This window comes from Alloscardovia criceti DSM 17774 (genome assembly GCF_000376885.1).
GTDB classification, from domain to species: Bacteria; Actinomycetota; Actinomycetes; order Actinomycetales; family Bifidobacteriaceae; genus Alloscardovia; species Alloscardovia criceti.
The window spans coordinates 67290-87933 of sequence record NZ_AQXR01000008.1; the positions used below are offsets into that span (position 1 = coordinate 67290).

17 protein-coding genes and 1 tRNA gene are annotated in these 20644 nt (G+C 50.0%); 1 reads left to right on the forward strand and 17 read right to left on the reverse strand.

Annotated features, from left to right (window positions below):
* Positions 1-139 precede the first annotated feature (139 nt).
* The 13 genes from dnaE to D570_RS08990 form a co-directional block, all read right to left on the reverse strand.
* The gene (dnaE, locus tag D570_RS0101840) at positions 140-3688 is read right to left on the reverse strand and encodes a DNA polymerase III subunit alpha (RefSeq protein ID WP_018142701.1); all 3549 of its coding nucleotides are present in this window, start codon (positions 3686-3688) and stop codon (positions 140-142) included.
* A gap of 32 nt (positions 3689-3720) precedes the next feature.
* On the reverse strand, positions 3721-4653 hold the full coding sequence (locus tag D570_RS0101845; protein ID WP_018142702.1) for an RluA family pseudouridine synthase: 933 nt from the start codon (positions 4651-4653) through the stop codon (positions 3721-3723).
* A 4-nt stretch (positions 4654-4657) separates the two neighbouring features.
* Positions 4658-5260 (reverse strand): signal peptidase II, encoded by a 603-nt coding sequence (locus D570_RS0101850; protein WP_018142703.1) that lies wholly within the window; start codon positions 5258-5260, stop codon positions 4658-4660.
* Position 5261: 1 nt separating this feature from the next.
* The gene (locus tag D570_RS0101855) at positions 5262-6542 is read right to left on the reverse strand and encodes a DivIVA domain-containing protein (protein WP_018142704.1); all 1281 of its coding nucleotides are present in this window, start codon (positions 6540-6542) and stop codon (positions 5262-5264) included.
* Positions 6543-6663: 121 nt separating this feature from the next.
* Positions 6664-6936 (reverse strand): YggT family protein, encoded by a 273-nt coding sequence (locus D570_RS09270; RefSeq protein WP_407636337.1) that lies wholly within the window; start codon positions 6934-6936, stop codon positions 6664-6666.
* A 67-nt stretch (positions 6937-7003) separates the two neighbouring features.
* Positions 7004-7492 (reverse strand): cell division protein SepF, encoded by a 489-nt coding sequence (locus D570_RS0101860; RefSeq protein ID WP_018142705.1) that lies wholly within the window; start codon positions 7490-7492, stop codon positions 7004-7006.
* Positions 7493-7510: 18 nt separating this feature from the next.
* Positions 7511-8761 (reverse strand): cell division protein FtsZ, encoded by a 1251-nt coding sequence (gene ftsZ, locus D570_RS0101865; protein ID WP_018142706.1) that lies wholly within the window; start codon positions 8759-8761, stop codon positions 7511-7513.
* Between the two features lie 211 nt (positions 8762-8972).
* Positions 8973-10133: a tRNA dihydrouridine synthase DusB gene (gene dusB / locus D570_RS0101870; RefSeq protein WP_033376774.1), complete on the reverse strand. Its 1161-nt coding sequence runs from the start codon at positions 10131-10133 to the stop codon at positions 8973-8975.
* A 156-nt stretch (positions 10134-10289) separates the two neighbouring features.
* Positions 10290-11702 (reverse strand): glycine--tRNA ligase, encoded by a 1413-nt coding sequence (locus D570_RS0101875; RefSeq protein ID WP_018142708.1) that lies wholly within the window; start codon positions 11700-11702, stop codon positions 10290-10292.
* A 123-nt stretch (positions 11703-11825) separates the two neighbouring features.
* A complete protein-coding gene (locus tag D570_RS0101880) occupies positions 11826-12617 on the reverse strand; it encodes an isoprenyl transferase (RefSeq protein ID WP_018142709.1) in 792 nt (263 codons plus the stop codon).
* Positions 12614-13369 (reverse strand): DNA repair protein RecO, encoded by a 756-nt coding sequence (gene recO, locus D570_RS0101885; protein ID WP_018142710.1) that lies wholly within the window; start codon positions 13367-13369, stop codon positions 12614-12616. The genes D570_RS0101880 and recO overlap by 4 nt, the downstream gene beginning before the upstream one ends.
* On the reverse strand, positions 13369-15114 hold the full coding sequence (locus D570_RS0101890; RefSeq protein WP_156812201.1) for an alpha/beta hydrolase family protein: 1746 nt from the start codon (positions 15112-15114) through the stop codon (positions 13369-13371). Before D570_RS0101890 ends, recO begins: the two co-directional genes overlap by 1 nt.
* A complete protein-coding gene (locus D570_RS08990) occupies positions 15098-16576 on the reverse strand; it encodes a DivIVA domain-containing protein (RefSeq protein WP_018142712.1) in 1479 nt (492 codons plus the stop codon). The genes D570_RS0101890 and D570_RS08990 overlap by 17 nt, the downstream gene beginning before the upstream one ends.
* Positions 16577-16682: 106 nt before the next feature.
* Between D570_RS08990 and D570_RS0101900 the strand changes: the two genes are divergently transcribed.
* Positions 16683-16756 (forward strand) — tRNA-Val (locus D570_RS0101900).
* A 190-nt stretch (positions 16757-16946) separates the two neighbouring features.
* Here D570_RS0101900 and D570_RS0101905 read toward each other — a convergent pair.
* The 4 genes from D570_RS0101905 to D570_RS0101920 all read right to left on the reverse strand — a co-directional run bounded on the left by D570_RS0101905 (position 16947) and on the right by D570_RS0101920 (position 20632).
* On the reverse strand, positions 16947-17729 hold the full coding sequence (locus D570_RS0101905; protein ID WP_018142713.1) for an HAD family hydrolase: 783 nt from the start codon (positions 17727-17729) through the stop codon (positions 16947-16949).
* A gap of 117 nt (positions 17730-17846) precedes the next feature.
* The gene (locus D570_RS0101910) at positions 17847-18938 is read right to left on the reverse strand and encodes an alpha/beta hydrolase (RefSeq protein ID WP_018142714.1); all 1092 of its coding nucleotides are present in this window, start codon (positions 18936-18938) and stop codon (positions 17847-17849) included.
* A 292-nt stretch (positions 18939-19230) separates the two neighbouring features.
* Positions 19231-19683, reverse strand: coding sequence for a DUF3052 domain-containing protein (locus D570_RS0101915; RefSeq protein WP_018142715.1), 453 nt, complete (start codon positions 19681-19683; stop codon positions 19231-19233).
* Positions 19684-19735: 52 nt separating this feature from the next.
* Positions 19736-20632 carry a YlbL family protein gene (locus D570_RS0101920; RefSeq protein ID WP_169331212.1) on the reverse strand — a complete coding sequence of 299 codons (897 nt, stop codon included), beginning with the start codon at positions 20630-20632 and terminating at the stop codon, positions 19736-19738.
* Positions 20633-20644 lie beyond the last annotated feature (12 nt).

Here is a 20644-nt window from a genome sequence, read left to right on the forward strand (position 1 = left end):
TTTCGAGTCTAGTAAAAAGGCTGACAGATTGGGGTCTTTGTGTGTCTTCAATCTCAAAAGACGAACGGCTGACATAAGAATCGCCCATTCTTGAGCGCTTATTTCAGCCGTTTTTATCTTTTTCTATTTTTATGCACATTTATTCGATGCTATGCATGCCAAATTGCACTTTCAAATCCGCAAACAGGGAGGAATCCTTCTTCACTCTGTATCCGTCTCCCAGCGTCACCACGGTACAAGATTTATCCGGGTGAATAATGGCCAACTGCACCTCGCTATAGCCCGGATGCGCTTTCAAGATACTCGAAAGTTCGCGTAGCTTGGCGGATTGCAATGCCGTTTCTGGCAGCTTCACCATGAGCACCGAAGTATCAGCATCCTCAATTTTTGGCACTTCGATTTCCGTAGCACGAATAGACACGGCCTCATCTCGCGCCTCCGCAAATCCCCGTACGCGTACGATGGCATCCACGTTTAGCGATGCACCGTACTCCTTGTAGGCTTTGCCAAAGAAGAGACACTGCACGGAGGCTTCCATGTCTTCTACGGTAATGACCGCCCATGGATTTCCGTTGCGGGACACCTTGCGCTCCACACTGGTAATTAAGCCCGCAATAACCACACTGGTGCGCTCGTCCAAAGACGACGCATGGTTCAGCAGCTGCGCGATAGAGGTTTCGCGCAAACTAGCCAATACACTTTCCATACCGGACAGTGGATGGTCGGAGACATACAAGCCCAGCATTTCACGCTCGAAATTCAGCTTGGTAGCTTTATCCCACTCCTCGATGTCGGGCACGGTAATTTCCAAGGTATTAATCTCGTCATCGTCTGCCATATCCGCAAAAAGATCAAACTGACCTTCCGCCTGCTTGCGCTTAATAGGCGCCGCAATATCGATGGCTTCCTCGTGGATGGTGACCAAGGCACGCCGGTTGCCATCCGTATTATCGAAGGCTCCACCCTTGATAAGCGATTCCACCATGCGCTTATTGAGCACACTTAAAGGCACACGATTAATAAAATCTAGGAAGTTGACGAATTTGCCCTTATCAGACTCACGTTCTTTGATAATTTCTGCCACACGGTCAGCGCCCACATTACGGATAGCGGCCAAACCGAAACGGACCACGTCGCCGACTGCGGAGAACTTGAGCTGAGATTCGTTGATATCCGGTGGCAGCACACGGATACCCATGCGACGGGCCTCACCCAGGTACAAAGCAGTCTTGTTCTTGTTATCCTTCGCATTTTCCAGCAAAGCCGCCATAAACTCCGTTGGATAATGGGTCTTCAAATACGCGGTCCAATAGGAAATCAGACCATATGCGGCGGAGTGTGCCTTGTTAAAGGCGTAGCCCGCAAATGGCACGAAAATATCCCATACAGCCTGAGCCGCCTCACGCGAGTAACCATGCTCAGCCATGCCCTCAAAGAATGGCACCTGCTCCTTAGCCAGCACTTCCGGTTTCTTCTTACCCATTGCACGGCGCAACACGTCTGCTCTACCCAGCGAATAACCTGCCAAGATACGCGCAGCAGACTGCACCTGCTCCTGGTACACGATCAAGCCGTACGTCTCATCCAAAACCTCTGCCAGCGGCTCGGCCACCTCCGGATGGATAGGCACGATTTTCTGCAAGCCATTCTTGCGCTTGGCATAGTTGTTATGCGAATCCACATCCATAGGACCCGGGCGGTACAGCGCAATCAATGCCGAAATATCGTTAAAGTTATCGGGTTTCAAAGATTTGAGCAAATTGCGCATACCATCCGAATCCAGCTGGAACACGCCCAAGGTATCGCCGCGCGAGAGCAGCTTATAGGTCTCCTTGTCATCGATTGGCACGTCTTGGATATTGAAGCTTGGCTTACCATTGTTTTCAATATTTGCGATGGTATCGCGGATAACCGTTAAATTGGATAACCCCAAGAAATCCATCTTCACGAGGCCCAGCGTTTCACAAGTGTGGTACTCGAAGGTGGTCGTCACCGTACCATCCGTACGCTTGAGCAGTGGTGAGGTGTTGGTAATAGGATTGGACGCCATAATCGTCGCGCAAGCGTGCACACCTGTTTGGCGAATCAAGCCTTCGATGCCCATGGCCTGCTGCGTAATCTTCTGCACATCCTCGTCACTATCATACAACTCGCGGAATTCTTTCGCCTCGTCATAGCGCTTGGCATCCTTGTTGAAGATGTCATGCACAGTAATATCTTTACCGCCCACAGCTGGTGGTAAGGCCTTGGTCAGGCGCTCACCCATGGAGAATTCGTAATCCATAATGCGCGCAGAATCTTTCAGAGCCTGCTTCGTCTTGATAGTGCCATAGGTGACGCATTGTGCCACCTTATCGTGGCCATACTTGTCTGCCACGTATTCCAGCACTTTCATGCGGCCTTCTGGATCAAAATCCACATCGATATCTGGCAGAGAGACACGCTCAGGATTGAGGAAGCGCTCGAAAATCAGGCCATGCTTGAGCGGATCCAACTCGGTGATACCCATAGCATACGCCACCATAGATCCTGCAGCCGATCCACGTCCCGGACCCACCATAATGCCGTGTTCTTTCGCCCAATTGATGTAGTCTGCCACCACGAGGAAGTAACCGCAGAACTGCATCTGACAAATCACACCACACTCATAATCCGCTTGACGTGCCACCTCGTCTGGTACATTGCCATCATAGCGGCGCATCAAACCGTCTTGCACGCTCTTCAAGAAGAGCGAGGTCTCATCCCAGCCTTCTGGACAGGTAAATTCTGGCATGAAGGCGCCGTCTTGGTGATCGTCAAAAATCACGTTACAGCGCTCCGCAATTTCTACGGTATTGCGGCAGGCTTCCGGCAGCTCTTTGAAGAGACTGTACATTTCTTCTGCAGATTTAATGTAATAACCCGTGCCATCAAACTTAAAACGGTTGGGATCGGTTAGGCGCGCGCCAGAGTTGATGCAGAGCAAGGCATCTTGCGCTGAAGCATCAGATTTTCTCGCATAATGGCTATCGTTTGTCACGACGAGAGGAGCATTGATTTTCTTCGCAATCTCCAACAATTCCTTGCGTACTCGGTTTTCGATGGACAGCCCGTGATCCATAAGTTCTACGTAATAATTGTCTTTACCGAAGATATCTTGGAATTCGCCGGCTGCGCGCAGGGCTTCATCGAATTGTCCCAAGCGCAAACGCGTCTGTATCTCGCCGGAAGGACATCCTGAGGTGGCAATAATGCCTTTTGAATAGGTATTGAGCACTTCCCTATCCATACGCGGGGACTTACCCATCAAGCCTTCGAGATTGGCTACCGAGGATGCCTTGAGCAGATTTGTCAGGCCTTCATCCGTTTCCGCGAGCATGGTCATATGCGTATACGAACCATTTGCAGAAACATCATCGCTTTTTTGGTCTTCCGAGGTGCGCCAATGCACGCGAGAGGTATCAAAACGGGACGTACCTGGAGTCAGATATGCTTCAATGCCGATAATTGGCTTAATTCCCGCATTTACGGCCGTAGACCACAGCTCGTATGCACCGTGCATATTGCCGTGATCGGTGATACCCACTGCGGTTTGCCCTTGATCCTTAACCGCATTGACCAAGGCGCCGATAGGTGCTGCACCGTCGAGCATGGAGTAATGAGTGTGAACGTGGAGGTGAACAAAATCAGAAGGTTTTACGTCAGCCATGCATTCTAATGTAGTGAGCACTCCCGAAGATTTTACTCAGTTATGCGCTGCGCGTGACGTTCTCTTAAGATTTCCAAAGCCTGCCGCAAATCATTCGGCGTGTTGGACTCCACCACGGTCCATAACTTTGTGCGGGGATGTTTAAATTCCAATTTCATGGCGTGCAACCATTGCCTATCCAAATGCGTGGCTTCAGACAATTTCGGGTTTGCGCCGTACATAGAGTCGCCCACCAGAGGGTGCCCGATAGACGAAAAATGCACGCGAATTTGATGTGTACGGCCCGTTTCCAAATTGACTTTGACATAAGTTGCTTCACCAAAGCGTTCCAACACATCCCAATGGGTGATGGCCTGCTTGCCAGACGGCGTAACCGTAAAGCGAAAATCGGATACCTTATCCCGGCCAATCGGCGCCTCAATGGTGGCCTTATCCTGATCGAGATTGCCTTGAACGACCGCATGGTAGGTTTTGACCACCTCATGCTCGGAAAATTGGCGGCGCATCTCCTTGTATGCCAGCTCGGATTTGCACACCAGCATTAGGCCGCTGGTGCCCACATCCAGACGGCTGACGATGCCCTGACGCCCAGCCGCGCCATAATCCGTAATATGCACACCACGTGCCAGCAGCGAACCGAGAACAGTCGATCCGGTCCACCCGGCTGAAGCATGCGCAGCCATGCCCACAGGTTTATCCACCACTACGATATCGTCGTCTTGGTAGACGATAGGCATGTCGAAATCAATAGGTTCTGGACTGTCTTCCTCCTCCACCAGCGCAAATTCGATAAAATCTTTTGCACTCAGCCTCAGTGACTTATCGCTGGAATGCCCCACGACACGCACCTGTCCCGAGTCGATAAGACCACTAGCAGCCGAGCGTGAAATTCCCATCATTTTAGAAATTGCTACATCTAAGCGTTTTCCGACGAGGGCGTCTGGAGCCGGAACCAGTCCTTCCATTGAGTTAATTATCCTTTTCGAGATGTGTGGAATTCTCTGTTACTGACGATTTTTCTTCGGTTTCTGTCTGCTGTGCTTCGTCAGAATCTTCTGCATACAAAATGTTATCCAAGAAGGGTATCTCAAATTTGGTACCGCGCACAACAGTCACAATAATAGCAATAGCGGCAACGGTTAAATAAATATCCGCGACATTACCCACGAACGGGCCATAGTTGATGAAATCCACCACCGTGCCGTTGAGGAAACCTTCAGCGTAGATGACTCTGTCGATAATATTGCCTACCGCGCCCGACACCGTCAATGCCAGCACGAAAGACCACCAGGCATTCGTTGTTTTCAGTGCAATGTATGAAAACACGAGGGATGCAAGGATGGCGAAGAGGCTAATAATCCACGTGACTCCACTGCCCACCCCCATGGTTGCGCCAGGATTGTGGACGAGCGTCAGTGTGATGAGGTCACCGAGAAGTGGGATATTGCTGGAAGTCGTCAGATGCGTGAGCGCAAGGCTTTTCGTCCATTGATCGAGGACGAGTCCGAGAATGACCGTAGAAACGAAGACGGCCACACCGATGTGTGACCGTCTAGGTGAGGTTTGAACCACTTTAGTTATTTCCTTCTTCGGTCTTATCCTTCTTTGGATAATTATCCGTAGAATTAATCTGAGCGGAGAGGTTTCCGAGGAAGTCGGTCAAGCGAGAACGATAATCTGCTTCGAACTGCTTGAGGCTTTCGATATTGCCTTCAATAACCTTGGAGTCGGCGTAGAGCTTATCCTTAACCTGACGAGAGTAGTTATCTGCATCGTCATGAGTCTTTGCAGAGTAATCTTCTGCAGCCTTCTTGACCTGAGTCTCGTAAGCATCTGCATCAGAGCGTACCTTCTGGGAGTATTCGTCTGCTTCTGTGCGCGTGACGGACGAGTAGTTATCTGCATCGTTACGGGTCTTTGCAGAGTAAGCATCTGCATTGCCACGGGTGGAGCGATCATACTCATTGGCCTCTGCCACGAGCTTGTCACGGGTGGATTCACCTTCTGCAACGAGCTCAGCATTCTGAGCCTTACCCTTGTCAACGTACTGATCGTGAAGCTGCATAGCCAATGCCAGCATTGCGGTAGCGCGCTCTGGCTCGGAGTTTGCATCGGAACCAGCAGAGGAAATCTTCTGGAGGCTACCGGTTTCGGAGCTTGGCTCCAAAGCGGAAACCTGCTTGCGCAAGCTGTCTTCACGTTCGCGAGAAGCGCTCAAATCAGCATTCAGCTTTTCAATCTGTGCCTGGAGAGCAGCCAACTGCTGATCCTTCTGAGAGGAAGAACCATTGAATGCTTCCACCTGTGCACGTGCCTGATTCAATGCATTATTTGCATCATTGAGCTTTGCATTTGCCTCAGCGAGCTGGTTGCGGAATGCTTCACCATTGCGCATATACTCGTCGCGTTCGCGCTTGATTGCTTCGAGCTGATCACCCAAAGCCTTAGCGGAATCGCCACCCTGAGCTGCCTGTGCGGTCAGCTGATCAATTTGCTCGTTGAGCTGATCTACCTGAGTCTTCAGCTGGTTATTTTGAGCTGTCAGGGTATCAACCTGCTCCTGAGCGGCGTTTTCACGTTCCTGATTTGCTTGGTTAGCCTTCGCATTTGCTTCGTTAACCTGAGCACGCAAATTGTTATTTTCTTCAGTAAGCTCTGCAATCTTGTTGTTGAGCGGAGCCACGTCTGTGCCCAAAGAAGCGGTAGCGCTAGTAACAGCTTGCGAACCCAAGCTTTCTACTGTGACAACAACTTCATCAAGGAAGTCATCCACAGCATCAATATCATAGCCTTCCTTAAAACGAACCGTTGGGAAGGTATGCTTCTGAATATCTTGTGGTGTTAAAAGGGCCATCGAGCTCTTCACCTCACTTTTTGACTCAGTAGAGCCACTCGTTTTTCATTTTATCTTTTATATTATCACGCTTGCTGAGAAGAACCTGAAGGACTCCTCCATGACGCTGGCTTGTATGTGGTTATATAAACCAGCGCAGTAAGCCTAAACCGAACCACAGCACGATATAAGCTAAATCGAAGCTTACCGGGCCGAATGGTATAGGTCGGATGTACCTTCTCAAGAAATTGAGAGGCGGATCAGTGACCACATAAACAGCGTTCACTAATGTGTAAATAACTCCTCGGGGTTGCCAACGTGTCAACACTGCTACCCAATCCAAAATCAATCGGATAAACAGGATTGACATATATGCGTCAATCAACCAGGAAAGTATAAATCTTATTAAATACACAGCGGTAATTCCAGTACTCGTTGTTTGTCAGTTGCCATCATTCGTCATCTTTGATGAATTCAAAGAACTAATCAAAGATGCCAACTGTGGATGAGGATTGGTTTGGCTGCTCCGGACGAATGGACACAGCGGCCGGGCTTAACAGCAGTACGCTGGGTGTAACGCGTTCCACGGAACCTCGTACGCCAAAGACCACACCCGTAGCAAAGTCTACGATGCGCTGCGCGTCTTTGTCAGAAACGCCGGTGAGATTCAGAACCACTGGTGTGCCCTCGCGCAGAGCACGCCCCACACTTTCCACCTCGTTATAGTTACGTGGGTGAATGGTGGTAATACGATTCATCACACTCTTTGGGAAATTCGTATTCGAGCCCGAAGCAGCGCTACCCCTACTGGACACGGACAAGCGGGAAGGCTGTACATTGACAGGCTCTTCCCTATCATATTCAACGTCGTTTGGCTCTTCAGATGGTGCAGTTTCCAATTCGTCATCCTCAAATTCCTGAGGCTCTGCCAGTCCGAAGAAACTCAAACCTCTGTTAAACATGTTTGCCATAATTCACTCACTCCCTACTTAGCGCAAGAAAGGTGGAATTTCGAAATCGTAATTGGAATCCTGCTCTTCGTCATCCTCTGGATTCACAGTTGGAATAGCAGCAGATACCGGCTGAGCTGGGCTTACAGGCTGCTGAGCTACAGCAGGAGCTGGCTGAGCTGGCAACTGTCCCGAAGAAGTGGCATCGGACTGCTCAGGCTGAGCATCTACAGGAGCTTGTTCTGCTGGAGTTTCTGTCTGCGCACCTGCAGAAGCGGTGGCTTGCGATGATACGAGTTCGCCGGCTTCATTCGGCGCTGCATTAGTATCCGCATCCGCATCAAAACCGGTGGCGATTACGGTGACTGACATGTCATCGCCCATATTGTCGTCCAACGCCACACCGAAGATGATGTTGGCTTCAGGGCTGCAGACCTCGTGGATGAGGTTCATAGCATCGTATACTTCGAACAGACCAAGATCGGAGGCACCGAAGAAGTTGACCAGCACAGCATGAGCACCTTCGATATTGCCTTCCAGCATAGGAGAGCTCATAGCGATTTCTGCAGCTTGTACCGCACGGTCTTCACCACGGGACACACCGATGCCGAATAATGCGGTACCTGCATCCTTCAATACGGATGTCACATCCGCAAAGTCCACATTAATATAAGCGTTAGCACCCAGTGTTTCGGTAATGCCCTTAACACCGGACAGTAAAGCCTGATCGGCATTATGGAATGCATCCATCATGGAAATATTGCGATCAGACATATCGAGCAAACGATCATTGGAGATGACGATTAAAGCATCGACTTCTTTGCGCAGATTTTCGATACCCGACTCAGCGGAAGCACTACGACGCTTGCCCTCAAAGCTAAACGGGCGAGATACTACGGCAATGGTCAAAGCACCCTGCTGACGGGCTGCACGTGCCACAATTGGGCTTGCTCCCGTACCCGTACCGCCACCTTCACCTGCAGTGATAAAGACCAAATCCGAGCCCTTGAGCGCCTGCTCAATATCAGCTTGATGATCTTGCGCCGCCTTTGCCCCGCGCTCAGGATCTGCTCCAGCTCCTAAACCGCGGCTTGAACTATCCGATAAAGAAATCTTGATATTTGCTTCGCTGCGTGCCAAATCTTTATCATCAGTATTAATTGCCACGAACTCCACGTTCGCGAGACCATCACCAATCATTCGGTTCACAGCATTACCGCCTGCGCCACCAACGCCTACTACCCTAATAACGGTGCTATCATCCAATTCCTGGTTCTGAATGCTGGTCATCGTGCTCCTATCGTTAACGTATAAACACAACTCTAATACAATTCATACCCAAACTTCACATGTGTAATTCAAAAATTTCAAGAATTTCGTAAGAAGTTTTGCATAAGTCACTGTACAAAAGCTGAGAAAAATTCACATCCTACTTTTCAGTATACGAGGCGCACAAAATAGCCGATTTTCAGCGGCCCTGACCGAAGGCGCCCGGGTTACTTTAGTACGAAGCATCCATAGGGTCGTCTTCAAACATATCCGCACGCTCCTGAGCACTAAGCTCGCGCGATTCCAGCCAGTTATAAGGCAAATGTACCTTCTTCGCATAGCGCACACGGCCACGTGGCTTGTCTGCTATGGCCTGAGGGAACTCCACATCAGGGTCGAACAGCTCCACTTGACGGCGCACATCCTCCACATTTTCGCACTTCATAAAGGCTGCACGCGTGCCGCCACCGACGGGGAATCCCTTCAAATACCATGCCACGTGCTTGCGCAAATCGTGCACGGCCATCATTTCATCGCCATCATAAAACTCCGTTAAGAGCTCCGCATGACGCACGATCAGCTTTCCCACCTCACCTAAGGTTGGATTGATGCGCTCGTCAGAACCCGCAAAAGCGTGAGCAATATCACCAAAAAGCCATGGGCGCCCTTGACATCCGCGCCCAATGGCCACACCCGCGCAGCCCGTTTCTTTCACCATAGCAATGGCATCTTCCGCAGACCAAATGTCACCATTGCCGATGACTGGAATGTCTAATTCGTCTACCAGCGTGGCAATATCTTCCCAATGTGCATGACCGCCGTAATACTGAGCAGTGGTGCGACCGTGTAGGGTGACGAATGCGCATCCCTCCTCTTGGGCGATATGCGCGGAGTCGTGGAAGGTCGTGTGTTCGTCGTCAATGCCTAAACGGATTTTCGCCGTTACTGGAATGCCAGCCGGCTGAGCGACCGCAACCACACGTTTGACAATGTCCGCAAAAAGATCATTCTTCCACGGCAATGCGGAACCACCACCGCGACGCGTCACCTTCGGCACGGGGCAGCCGAAATTCAAATCAATATGATCGGCCATATTTTCGTCTACCACAATCCGAGCCGCTTGCTCCACGATGGATGGGTTGACACCATATAACTGCAACGAGCGGTATTTTTCCGAAGGATCGAAGCGGCATAAGCGCTCCGCTTTCGGATTGCGCGCTACTAATGCACGCGCCGTAATCATCTCCGCCACATACAAACCGTCAGGGCCAAATTCTCGGCACAGTACACGAAATGGCCAGTTTGTCACACCTGCCATCGGTGACAAAATCACGGGTGTGTGTACGGTGTGGTTTCCCATATCAATGCTTGGTAACTGAACAGTTGAAGTCATAAGGGTTAATTTTAGCGTAAACCCTGAAACCAAAAACAAACTCCGCAATCAGCGCAACTTACGGGCAACTTACGGAAGGCTTCCACATAAGCAAAGAACCCACACCCCAAGGATGTGAGTTCTGAAAAATGCGAAAATGCCGAAGGCTGGTATCGTTTATGCCTCAGGAGCCTGTGGATACATCTTCATAGAGTTGCCCACACGCTCAGCCACATAATCGGCTACCTTATCCAAGGACACACGTTCCTGAGCCATGGTGTCACGCTCACGGATGGTGACGGCGTGATCATCCAAGGAATCAAAATCAACGGTGACGCACAGAGGTGTACCAATTTCATCCTCACGGCGGTAACGACGACCAATTGCACCGGACTCGTCATAGTCGATATTCCAGTCGTGCATACGCAGTTCTGCTGCCAAATTCTGCGCCATGGACTGCAGCTCTGGCTTCTTGGACAGCGGCAAAACAGCGGCCTTCACAGGAGCCAAGCGTGGATCCAAACGCAACACGGTACGCGTATCAACGCCGCCCTTTGTATTTGGAGCTTCATCCACGTCATAAGCATCCACGAGGAAGGCCATCAAGGAACGCGTCAGACCTGCGGCAGGCTCGATAACGTATGGGATATAACGTTCGCCACTTGCCTGGTCGAAGTAGCTCAAATCCTTGCCGGAATGCTTAGCATGAGCAGACAAATCGTAATCCGTACGATTTGCAATACCCTCAAGCTCACCCCAGTCAGAGCCCTGGAAACCGAACTTGTACTCGATATCCACGGTGCGCTTAGAGTAATGGGACAGCTTCTCCTTTGGATGCTCGAAGAGACGCAGATTGTCCTCATCGATACCCAAATCCACATACCAGGCCTTACGCGCATCGATCCAGTACTGATGCCATGCCTCATCTTCGCCTGGCTTGACGAAGAATTCCATCTCCATCTGTTCGAATTCGCGCGTGCGGAAAATGAAGTTGCCTGGCGTAATTTCATTACGGAAGCTCTTTCCGATATTTGCAATGCCAAATGGTGGCTTTTGGCGGGTGGAAGACTGCACTTGCGCAAAGTCTACGAAGATACCCTGAGCAGTTTCAGGACGCAAATAGTGCAAAGAATTATCGTCCGCCACTGGTCCCAAATGGGTTTGGAGCATCATGTTGAAGTCACGTGGTTCGGTCCACTTGCCCTTGGTACCGCACTCTGGGCAGACAATATCCGCCTGGGAAGCTGGCAAATGACCATGCTTTGCCTCATAGTGCTCTTCCAAGTGATCCGCACGGAAGCGCTTGTGGCAGTTCAAGCATTCGGTCAATGGATCGTTGAAAACGGTGACGTGACCAGAAGCCACCCATACCTCGCGTGGAAGGATAACAGAAGTATCCACGCCTACGACATTTGCGCGAGTAGTAACCATAAAACGCCACCACTGCTCCTTGATGTTCTCTTTCAGAGCCACACCAAGAGGGCCATAGTCCCATGCTGAGCGTGTTCCACCATAAATTTCTCCCGCAGGAAATACGAAACCACGACGTTTGGCGAGAGATACGACAGCATCGAGCTTTGATTCAGCCACATTTGCTCCTTAAAATTATGCGTACTCATACGGCTTATGAGCACTTTTCTACTGTGCAAACTTTACTTGCCTAATCGGACTTGTAGGCGGCCCGGCGCTTGTATGCGCAGGCTTGCCGGCACACTACTTTTTTACACCGCCAAATCGGCGATCACGATTGGTAAATTTTTCAATCGAACGCCACAGGACTTCTCGTGAGCAGTCTGGGAACAGCTCTGGGATAAAGTCCAGCTCTGCATACGCAGCCTGCCATGGCAAGAAATTACTCGTGCGCTGCTCGCCGGATGTGCGCAATACGAGATCACAATCTGGCACATCGGGCAGGTAGAGATGCTCGGCAAACATTTTTTCGGTCACCTTATTGCCCTTGAGCTTGCCTTGAGCTACTTCTTTGGCAATAGCGGCTGCTGCATCTGCAATTTCTGCGCGCCCACCGTAATTTATGCAAAAAATAACATCGATGACCTTGTTATTTTTCGTTTTTTCCTGAGCAATTTCCAACTCGTCGATGACGGATTTCCACAGCTTTGGTCGGCGCCCGCTCCAGCGGACGCGCACGCCCCACTCATTCATCTGATCGACACGGCGGTGAATAATATCGCGCGAAAAGCCCATGAGGAAGCGCACTTCCTGAGGTGAACGTTTCCAATTTTCCGTGGAGAAGGTGTACAAGCTCAGGTAGCGCACGCCTGCTTCAATAGCGCCCGCAATAATGTCAAAAACGACTGGCTCCGCTGCTTGATGACCATTCGTGCGAATTAATCCGCGCTCTTGAGCCCAACGCCCATTGCCGTCCATAATGACACCCACATGGCGAGGAACAGCATTCTTCGGGAATGGAGGGATAATTTGCGGATTGGAAAAGGGCGCCGCTGGTATATCCAAGGACGTGTAATCTACTGTGTCAAAACTCATAGTACGGATTTTACCAATTTCAGCGACCGAATAGGCCTTTCCACATAGTATTGCAACCAATCTTCAACAATTTCTGGCACATCGGGGTTTAAGACCTGCTTGCCCGTCGTTTCAGGGAGCAAATCCCAACGGCCCTTGAGTAGAGCAAACAGTTGCACACGCGATTCGTGAGAAATTTCGCGCGCATCCAGCAGCCTATCCGTGGAGCACATCATGCCGCCCGCCTGTACAGAGAAGAAGTTCAAATCCGTCTGTCTGCCGCATACTTCGCAATTATCCAAGTGTGGGGACCACCCGCCGGTTGCTAATAAGCGCAAAAGGAAGGAATTTTCAATCACTTCCGCCCGGTGTTCTTTTCTCGACAACGATGCCAAGGCGCTGATAAGTAATCGGTAATAGGCACGCACATCACTGGGCATCATATCAATGGCAGAATCCAGCAGTTTATCTACGGCCTCTACCATCACATTGGCCGCAATATAGCAGTCATAATCTTCGACGAAAGAACTGCCATAAGAAACCAAAGACTCGGCTTGGTTGATGTGCTGGAGCTCTCCCCTGCCTTCAAAAATGAGGAATTTATTGCGCGAAAAGGGTTCTAACCGTCCGCCAAAACGCGATTTTGTGCGGCGCACACCTTTGGCTACTGCTCGGATTTTGCCATGCTCGGGCGTCAAAATGGTGATAATCTTATCCGCCTCACCCAGTTTCGCCGTGCGTAAGACCACACCTTCATCCGTATAGCTTGGCATTAGTAGATGAACAACCCCCAGTAAGCAAAGACAAGAAGCACAAAGAAGAGTGCAATTGTTGTGATATTAAAATACCATATTCCTAATTTCTCGCTAGCTAAAATAGGCACATTTTTCTTATCTTGCTGGAGGCGAACAGACAAAGATTCCAGCAGGGTCGTCGCTAAAAAGGCCCAGGTGATAATTACCAAAATGCACACCGCCTGGATGACATACCAACTCCAATACGTCATACCTGGACGCGGTGGCGCTGCACCCCAAATCAGGTTCACCACACGCCATATCAGCTGAGAAATACCGATAAGGAAAATAACCAATGCCGCCAAGGTCACCACCGTTGTACGGACAAGAGTGGCCTGATATCTGCCTTGAAAGCCAAAGACGTGTTTCTGTTTGCGGGTAATCAGATAATACATCTTTTTTGCCGCACCATACATGCCAATAAGCAAGGAAAGGAGCAACAAAATGATCATAATGCCATGGATCAGCACAAAATACACCGTAAGAGGACGATGTGCAGTCAAATTTTCCGGCACGGCGATGGACTGGAAAATATCCGAACCCGAAATTTTAGAGGATGTCTGATCCAGTCCGCGCGTTACACCCACTGCCCAGTCCACGAAATCGTACTCATAATGATCCACGTACAAGGTTTTCGCCTGCGTTTGGTCGCCCAAGCGCAGCACATGATTTCCTATAGGATAAGTGCGAATAGTCACATCCTGATTGCCTTGAGAATGCGCCATTTCGAGGATGCGCTGCACGCCTGAAACCTGAGCGGTGAGCACGTCTTTTGCACCGTATGCTACGAGAATTGGCACATCGTAGCCTTCTGGCACTTGAGAATCATAATCGATATTTGTAATGCCAAACATCGCCGTATCCATGCTAAAAATGCGCTGGACGAGACCTTGATACCCCTGATTTGCACCAACGATAGCAAAAATTTGCGCCACTGAAAAACCCAATGAATGCCGCGGACTGAACACCATAGGACTCATCATGATTTCGAACGCAATTTTTTGATCATCACGAATCATATATGGCGAGATCCATGTGCCTTCGGAGGTAGTAAAAACGCCTACTTTATCATCATTGACATAATCCAGGCTACGGAGAAATTCGATGCCCTTTGCGTAGGCCTTTGCGGAGGATGGATAGTCGCGGGTGGCATCCCACGTACTCCACCGGGGCTTGTCCATAACGAGTGTGGCAAAACCTGCGCTGGCGAGATCCGTACCCACATCATTAAAGGAATCGCTGGCGTTGCCCGTGCCTGCGCCGTGCACAAAAACGGCTGCGGGAATGCCATTCTCCATACCCGCCACCGTGCGGATGACTTCCCCATCAGCATCTACTGGAATGCGCAAAATGACGTTATCGTGCTGGATTTCACCCGTACCCATTTGCTCGATATCGATAACCTGATGAATCTCCTTCACTGCATATGTGCCGCGCCTCGGTAAGTCTTCACCGGTGGTGTTGTTAAAAACGATGGAAGTATCGCTCGTTGTGCTGCTCACCGTTTGATTGGTGGGTTCGTAATCCCACGAGCCACTGGTTAGATGCGACACGCCAATGAAGGTACCGAGCAAAATTGCGCCCACTACACAGGCCACAAGCACGCGTTTCAGCGTTTTCCAAGATGCGTCTTCATTATCCGTAATATTACGAAGAAACCACGCCTTCGTGGTGGACAGGCGTGGCAGTCTTCTCCTCTTCCGTTTTTTACTCGTTCTTGTCATCGCCTAGCTGTGGCATGTGGAACTGTACGGACTGAATGCTGCCCGTGTCTAGAACTGTACTGAAATCGACAAAGGAATCCTGATCCAAGTTCGCATCAGATGTCTGTGCAGCCGAGTTTTCTGCGGCATCAGCTTCGGCCTGGGTGTTCGTGTTCTTTTCACCGGATGCGTTACTAGTGCTACTAGTGTGGCTATCTGTGTGCGAAACCTCCGCGAAAGAGCTGGCTGCGCTTTCCGCTGCCCTGTGGGAGACAGCACGCGGGGATGGCGCAAAGGTCGGCGCAAATGTGACAGGAGCGGATGCGGTGTCCGGCGATGTCTGTGCATGTTGTGCGGCGTCCGGCGTAACGGATCTGTCATTTTCTGTGTTGGCAGAAGCAGACTGAGCGTGTGAATTATGGAAAATCTGCTGCTCTGTCTGGCTGATTTCGTCAAAATGCGAGGAAGTTTCCGTATACGCAGGTGTCTGCGGCGTCACAGGCTGGACAGTGGTTGGTGCTGGCGTGGTAGTGCGTTCTTGTGCACCGCTTGTCTTGCTCAGCTCTGTGGTGTGTGCCAATCGTGCAAGCACGGAAGTACCACCACTTTCTGTGTCCTGTGAAGTGCTCGAATCTGCATCCGGGGTCAGCTTGGCGTCCTCGAATATTCCGGTCGCATTGCTGTGTGCTGAAGTCTGAGAACTTGTGGAATTCTTATCAAAAACCGTAGGCTCCACGTCCGGAATCAGCGGTGCAACGAAGTAATTATCGTAGCTCAACAAGTTGTCTACGCCTGACTGGGTTCCTTCATGCTGTGCCGCCTGAAGCTCGCCGCGTTCTTCCAATCGTTTAGTGGACTCCATGCGCGTTAGCACTTCAACTGCACGATTGATAAAGGCATCCACCTCGGCCTCGTCATAACCCTTGTGCCCCGAGCGCTGTGTAAAGCCGATTTCTTCGATATCCTGCGAATGGTACGTATCTTGAGCAGGCGACTTCTTGGCTGGATTTTCTGGGAGTTCATCTAGGTTAACACCCAAGGAAAGTTCATCGTTGATAAACAGCGCCAAGGACCATACCACGGCATCGACTTCCTTGATGTCGTAGGCAGGCTTAAACGCACGAGCACGTGAGAAAATCTTCGCCTTTTCGCGCTGAGCACGTGGGATTATGGTCAAAGCAAGCTGCTGTGTTTCCGCGAACCACGCCTCATCTCCTTCATGTGAAATAGTCCACTCTGCCAGCTTGTCCACCACGGCATCCTGCAAGCGCTTCATCGCAGCGTCCACGGCAGCTACATCGTAGCCATTCTTTTCCAAATCAAAGACTTGATTCTGAATTTCAGTCTGAGTCATATTTGGCTCAGATTCCTCATATAAATGACGTGTAGACTGCAAGAATTCATCTACTTGGCTTACACTGTATCCCCACTCGTTCTTGCGAGCGCGTGCAATGCCCTGTTCCTGACTACGGGAATCTGCCATGAGGTCTCCTTTTACTTCAATACATATAAGGATACAACAGCATATGCCAACGCGAACACGCCGAAGCTTGCACTTATCTTAAGCCTCTGCTAATTTATACCAAGTCGGGCGATTAGCTCAGTTGGCTAGAGCGCCACGTTTACACCGTGGATGTCAGGGGTTCGAGTCCCTTATCGCCCACCGATTATAGGAAATCACTGAGATGAAATCACTAGGATTTTGTGTTCAGTGATTTTTTGTTTTGTTACTCATTTCACGCATATTGCTCACGTTGTGTGCACATGTGCGAGAGCACGAGTAAGTTTATCTTTTGCGTATGTTTTGCTGAGTTGGAAAGATAACACAATCACGCATCACTATGCATCAAGCTTTAATCCACACTGTGAATCAGTTGCTTTTCCACGCAATAGTAATAAATACCATCGTTTTCTACGGACTGGCATATCTCATCGGCGCGCGCTTTTACTTCGTCTTTTGCATTATCCATGGCGATTCCCGTACCCACGGCTTCGAGCATCTCTATATCATTTCTGCCATCGCCAAATGCTAAGGCCTCCTCGGGGGTAAACCCGTAATAATCTAAGACGGCTTTGGTAGCTCTCCCCTTTCCACTCATTGCAGGGATGATATCCAAAGCTTTATCCCACCATGCTGTTATTTGAGTATGCCGTGTGCCTTTCAGTACTTGTTCATACTCCGCTTCTGTGGCGGAGCACATCATCTGAAAAACCTTTTCTGCACAGATTCTGTCAAAATCTGCAGAAACAACCAAGTCTTCACTGCCAAACGCAAAATACTGCTTCAAGGCGTCATCCGTACCATTGGCGACGATTTCAGATTCTGTGCTCACAGCAGCCGCCCGATTCATGGCGGTAAGATTCTTGACAATCGTAAATTTATCCTCCTGATCGAGCGGCATACTGAAAATAACCTGTTCCTTATTTCGCACATAAGAACCATTGAATGTCAATAAAATATCGAATTCAATACCTTCAAATTGTGGCACGGCCGGATATCCTCTGCCCGTAGCCATACATATCAAAACACCATTCTTGCGTAATTGTTGCAAGGCAAAAATGGTTTTATCGGAGGGGTCTTTGTGCCCCATCTTGAGCAAAGTCCCATCGACATCAAAAAATGCGATTTTAATCATAGTGTTCCCTTCAATGGTGCAACTACCGTATGCGCGACGCTTCGAGATATGCATTGCTGCCCGACCGTGAGTGCGATTGCAACCTCAGCCGAGCAGCACGCAACACGGCGTTTTCCTTTAATCGGTTTCTGTAATGACACGGGTCATAAATGCAGCCATCTTATCCAGCGTTTCTTGCGAGCGTGGATGTGTAGCAAGTCCGACCACATATACGTGTCCAAGCTCCCCCGATTCGCTGGTCCTGGCATCATCCAGCTCACACTCCACGCCGAGTTTTTCTAGTCGCTCGGCCAGCTGCACATTTTCATCGTGGAGGAAATCATCCTCAGCCGTGTTGATAAATACTGGTGGAAGCGGGGCAGCGGCAAGTACATTATCCGTCTTGCTATACTGCTCAAACCCTTCCCTGACTGTTTGGAATATCTCTTTCTTAAAACCATCCAGCACATTACCTGTTGGCTTTGTGCTCATGCACGCCGTTAAATCGTAAACGCCACAGACAAGCAGCAAACCTTTGATATCAATTCCCGCCTGTGGCACACCGGTCTTTTCGCTCATTTCTACACTATTTTCAATTTGTGAGCTGTACAGCGCCATGCATCCACCGGCAGAATCCCCAGTAAGAAACAGCTTCGACGTATCCCCACCGAATGAAGCGATATTTTCTTTCGTCCATGCGTAAGCCTGGGACAAATCGGTGAGCATTTCTGCAAAGTTATGGCGAGGTCCCGGACGATAACTGGGCACTACCACCACAAAACCACGATGTGCTAAATGCATAGCGAAACTGCGATTGAGCTCGCGCAATCCATACACGAAACCGCCACCGTGATCGTCTATGACCACAGGATAGAGGCGCTCGGCATTCGCATCGGCAGGTGCGAAAACATCGAGATAGTGCGCTCTATTATTGTCCTCAATATAAGGAATGGCCAGATGCGCTACCACATCCTCTGGTAACTGCCATGAAATAATACGAGGAAAATCGACTTTACAGCATTCTGAGCGCATAAGAACTGCTGCTTTGCGAGCTATCAAAGACACATGTTCAGCACCCTCAGCCTGTAAATCTTCATCGATATACGACCACAGATGTCCAGCTTCTTTCCAATTCCCCAGTGTTTTCGCCTGCTCAATAATGGCTGAGGCAGAAGAATTATCGGAAAATCCCGGACCCTCCATTGGGTTTTGAGTAGATGACATATCCATCGCAGGCTCCTTTGCTCACTGTGTTTGACTTCAGTGCTTTCATCCGCACTGACATTGTGCTATTAAAAGTGTAAAGGATTGAAGGTATATCGCACCAGATATGTCGACGCAGAACACAGAGAAGATGCTCCATCGCATCGCACAAAAGACAGACTTCGCTCCGCAAAAGAGCAGGTCTTTTGTGAAAGAGTCTGTTTTTCGAGGGGTACCTCAATCAGGCATACTCCCCACACTAAAACACTAAGTTTCAGCGCCCGACTATGCAGGCGCTGAAACAACACGTGAATTAAGTTTACTGACGACCACGGCCGAATGCGCGGAGTCTAATACCATTCCAATCTGGGCCGATTGTTTCCGGCGTGGAAGCGTTCATTCCTGCAGTCTTTGCAGCATTCTGCAATGTGGTAGAACGAATAGCTCCTGGACGACCTGGCTTTGGCGTAAACACCCAGATTGGTGCTCCTTCATTGAGCAAAGATGTGGCATCTACAATGGTGTCGGCAAGCTCGTCCTCATCATCACCATCGCGCCACCACAAGATTACACCGTCAACGCCTGAATCGTATTCTTCGTCGACGAGTTCCTCATCGAGGTAGTCTTCTAATGCCGAACGTAATGTTTCATCCACATCATCGTCCCACAGCCACTCTTGTACTACATCTCCTGGCTGGAATCCGAATTCCTGTGCTTCATTTGTTGTATTAGACACAGTTCGAGGATAACAAAACACACGGAAAAACGGCATTTCCCACCCAAAAGCGTGTCTTAAGGCGTGTTATCCACAATGGCTCACGCTGTCAGTTACTCGGACAACTCGCCAATCCCTGTGTATCACCTGAGCCGATTGCCTGCACGGTTTTGTAGGCTTCCTCAATATTCGTTACGGAGAAGACCTGCATACCTTGAGGGATATGTCCGGTTACTTCATCGCAATTGCTCTGTGGGGCAATGAAATAGTCGGCTCCATCGCGCTTGGCACCGAGGAGTTTCAGTTGGATGCCTCCAATTTTTCCTACACTACCGTCGGATTCGATAGTGCCGGTACCTGCGATAATCTTTCCTTCCGCCTCATCTTGTGGTGTTAATGAAGTAATGATTCCCAAGGTATACATCATGCCCGCCGATGGGCCGCCAATGTCATCCACACGCAGTTTAACACTCATATGACTCGTATCGATGCCCAGATTATCCGACGCATAGCGTTGTGCCACCGTAACGGCAGAGTCTTGAGCCGACGTCATTTCATCGGCACCCTCCTGCTCGTATTCGTCTGCAGTAGTATCCACGGAGTACACGGCTTCTTGTGGCATAATCGCCATATGCGGATCAAACCATGCCCAGATAGCGGCCGCCGTCGGAATGGCGTATCCCGGCACGCCCGTGGCTGAAACCGTGACTAAACGCAACTCCCCTTTATCTGCGTAGGTTTGTACACCAGAAATATCAATCATTTTCTCGGAAGACTCGGCACTGACGGCGCCCAGCACATTGGCTGTGGGTCCCGGCATCTCGATAGCAAAGGGACTCGGCGCAAGCAACAACACCAGCATAATGATGAAGGCCACGATATATGCCTTCACGCGACGCCTCTTCCCCGCTCCCATGCGCTTCCATGGAGCAGAAACCCAGTGCGAAATACGCTGAAGGAGTGAAAGTTTCTCCGCTGGCGGCAATTCATTATGCATTTCATTCATAACTCTCATAAT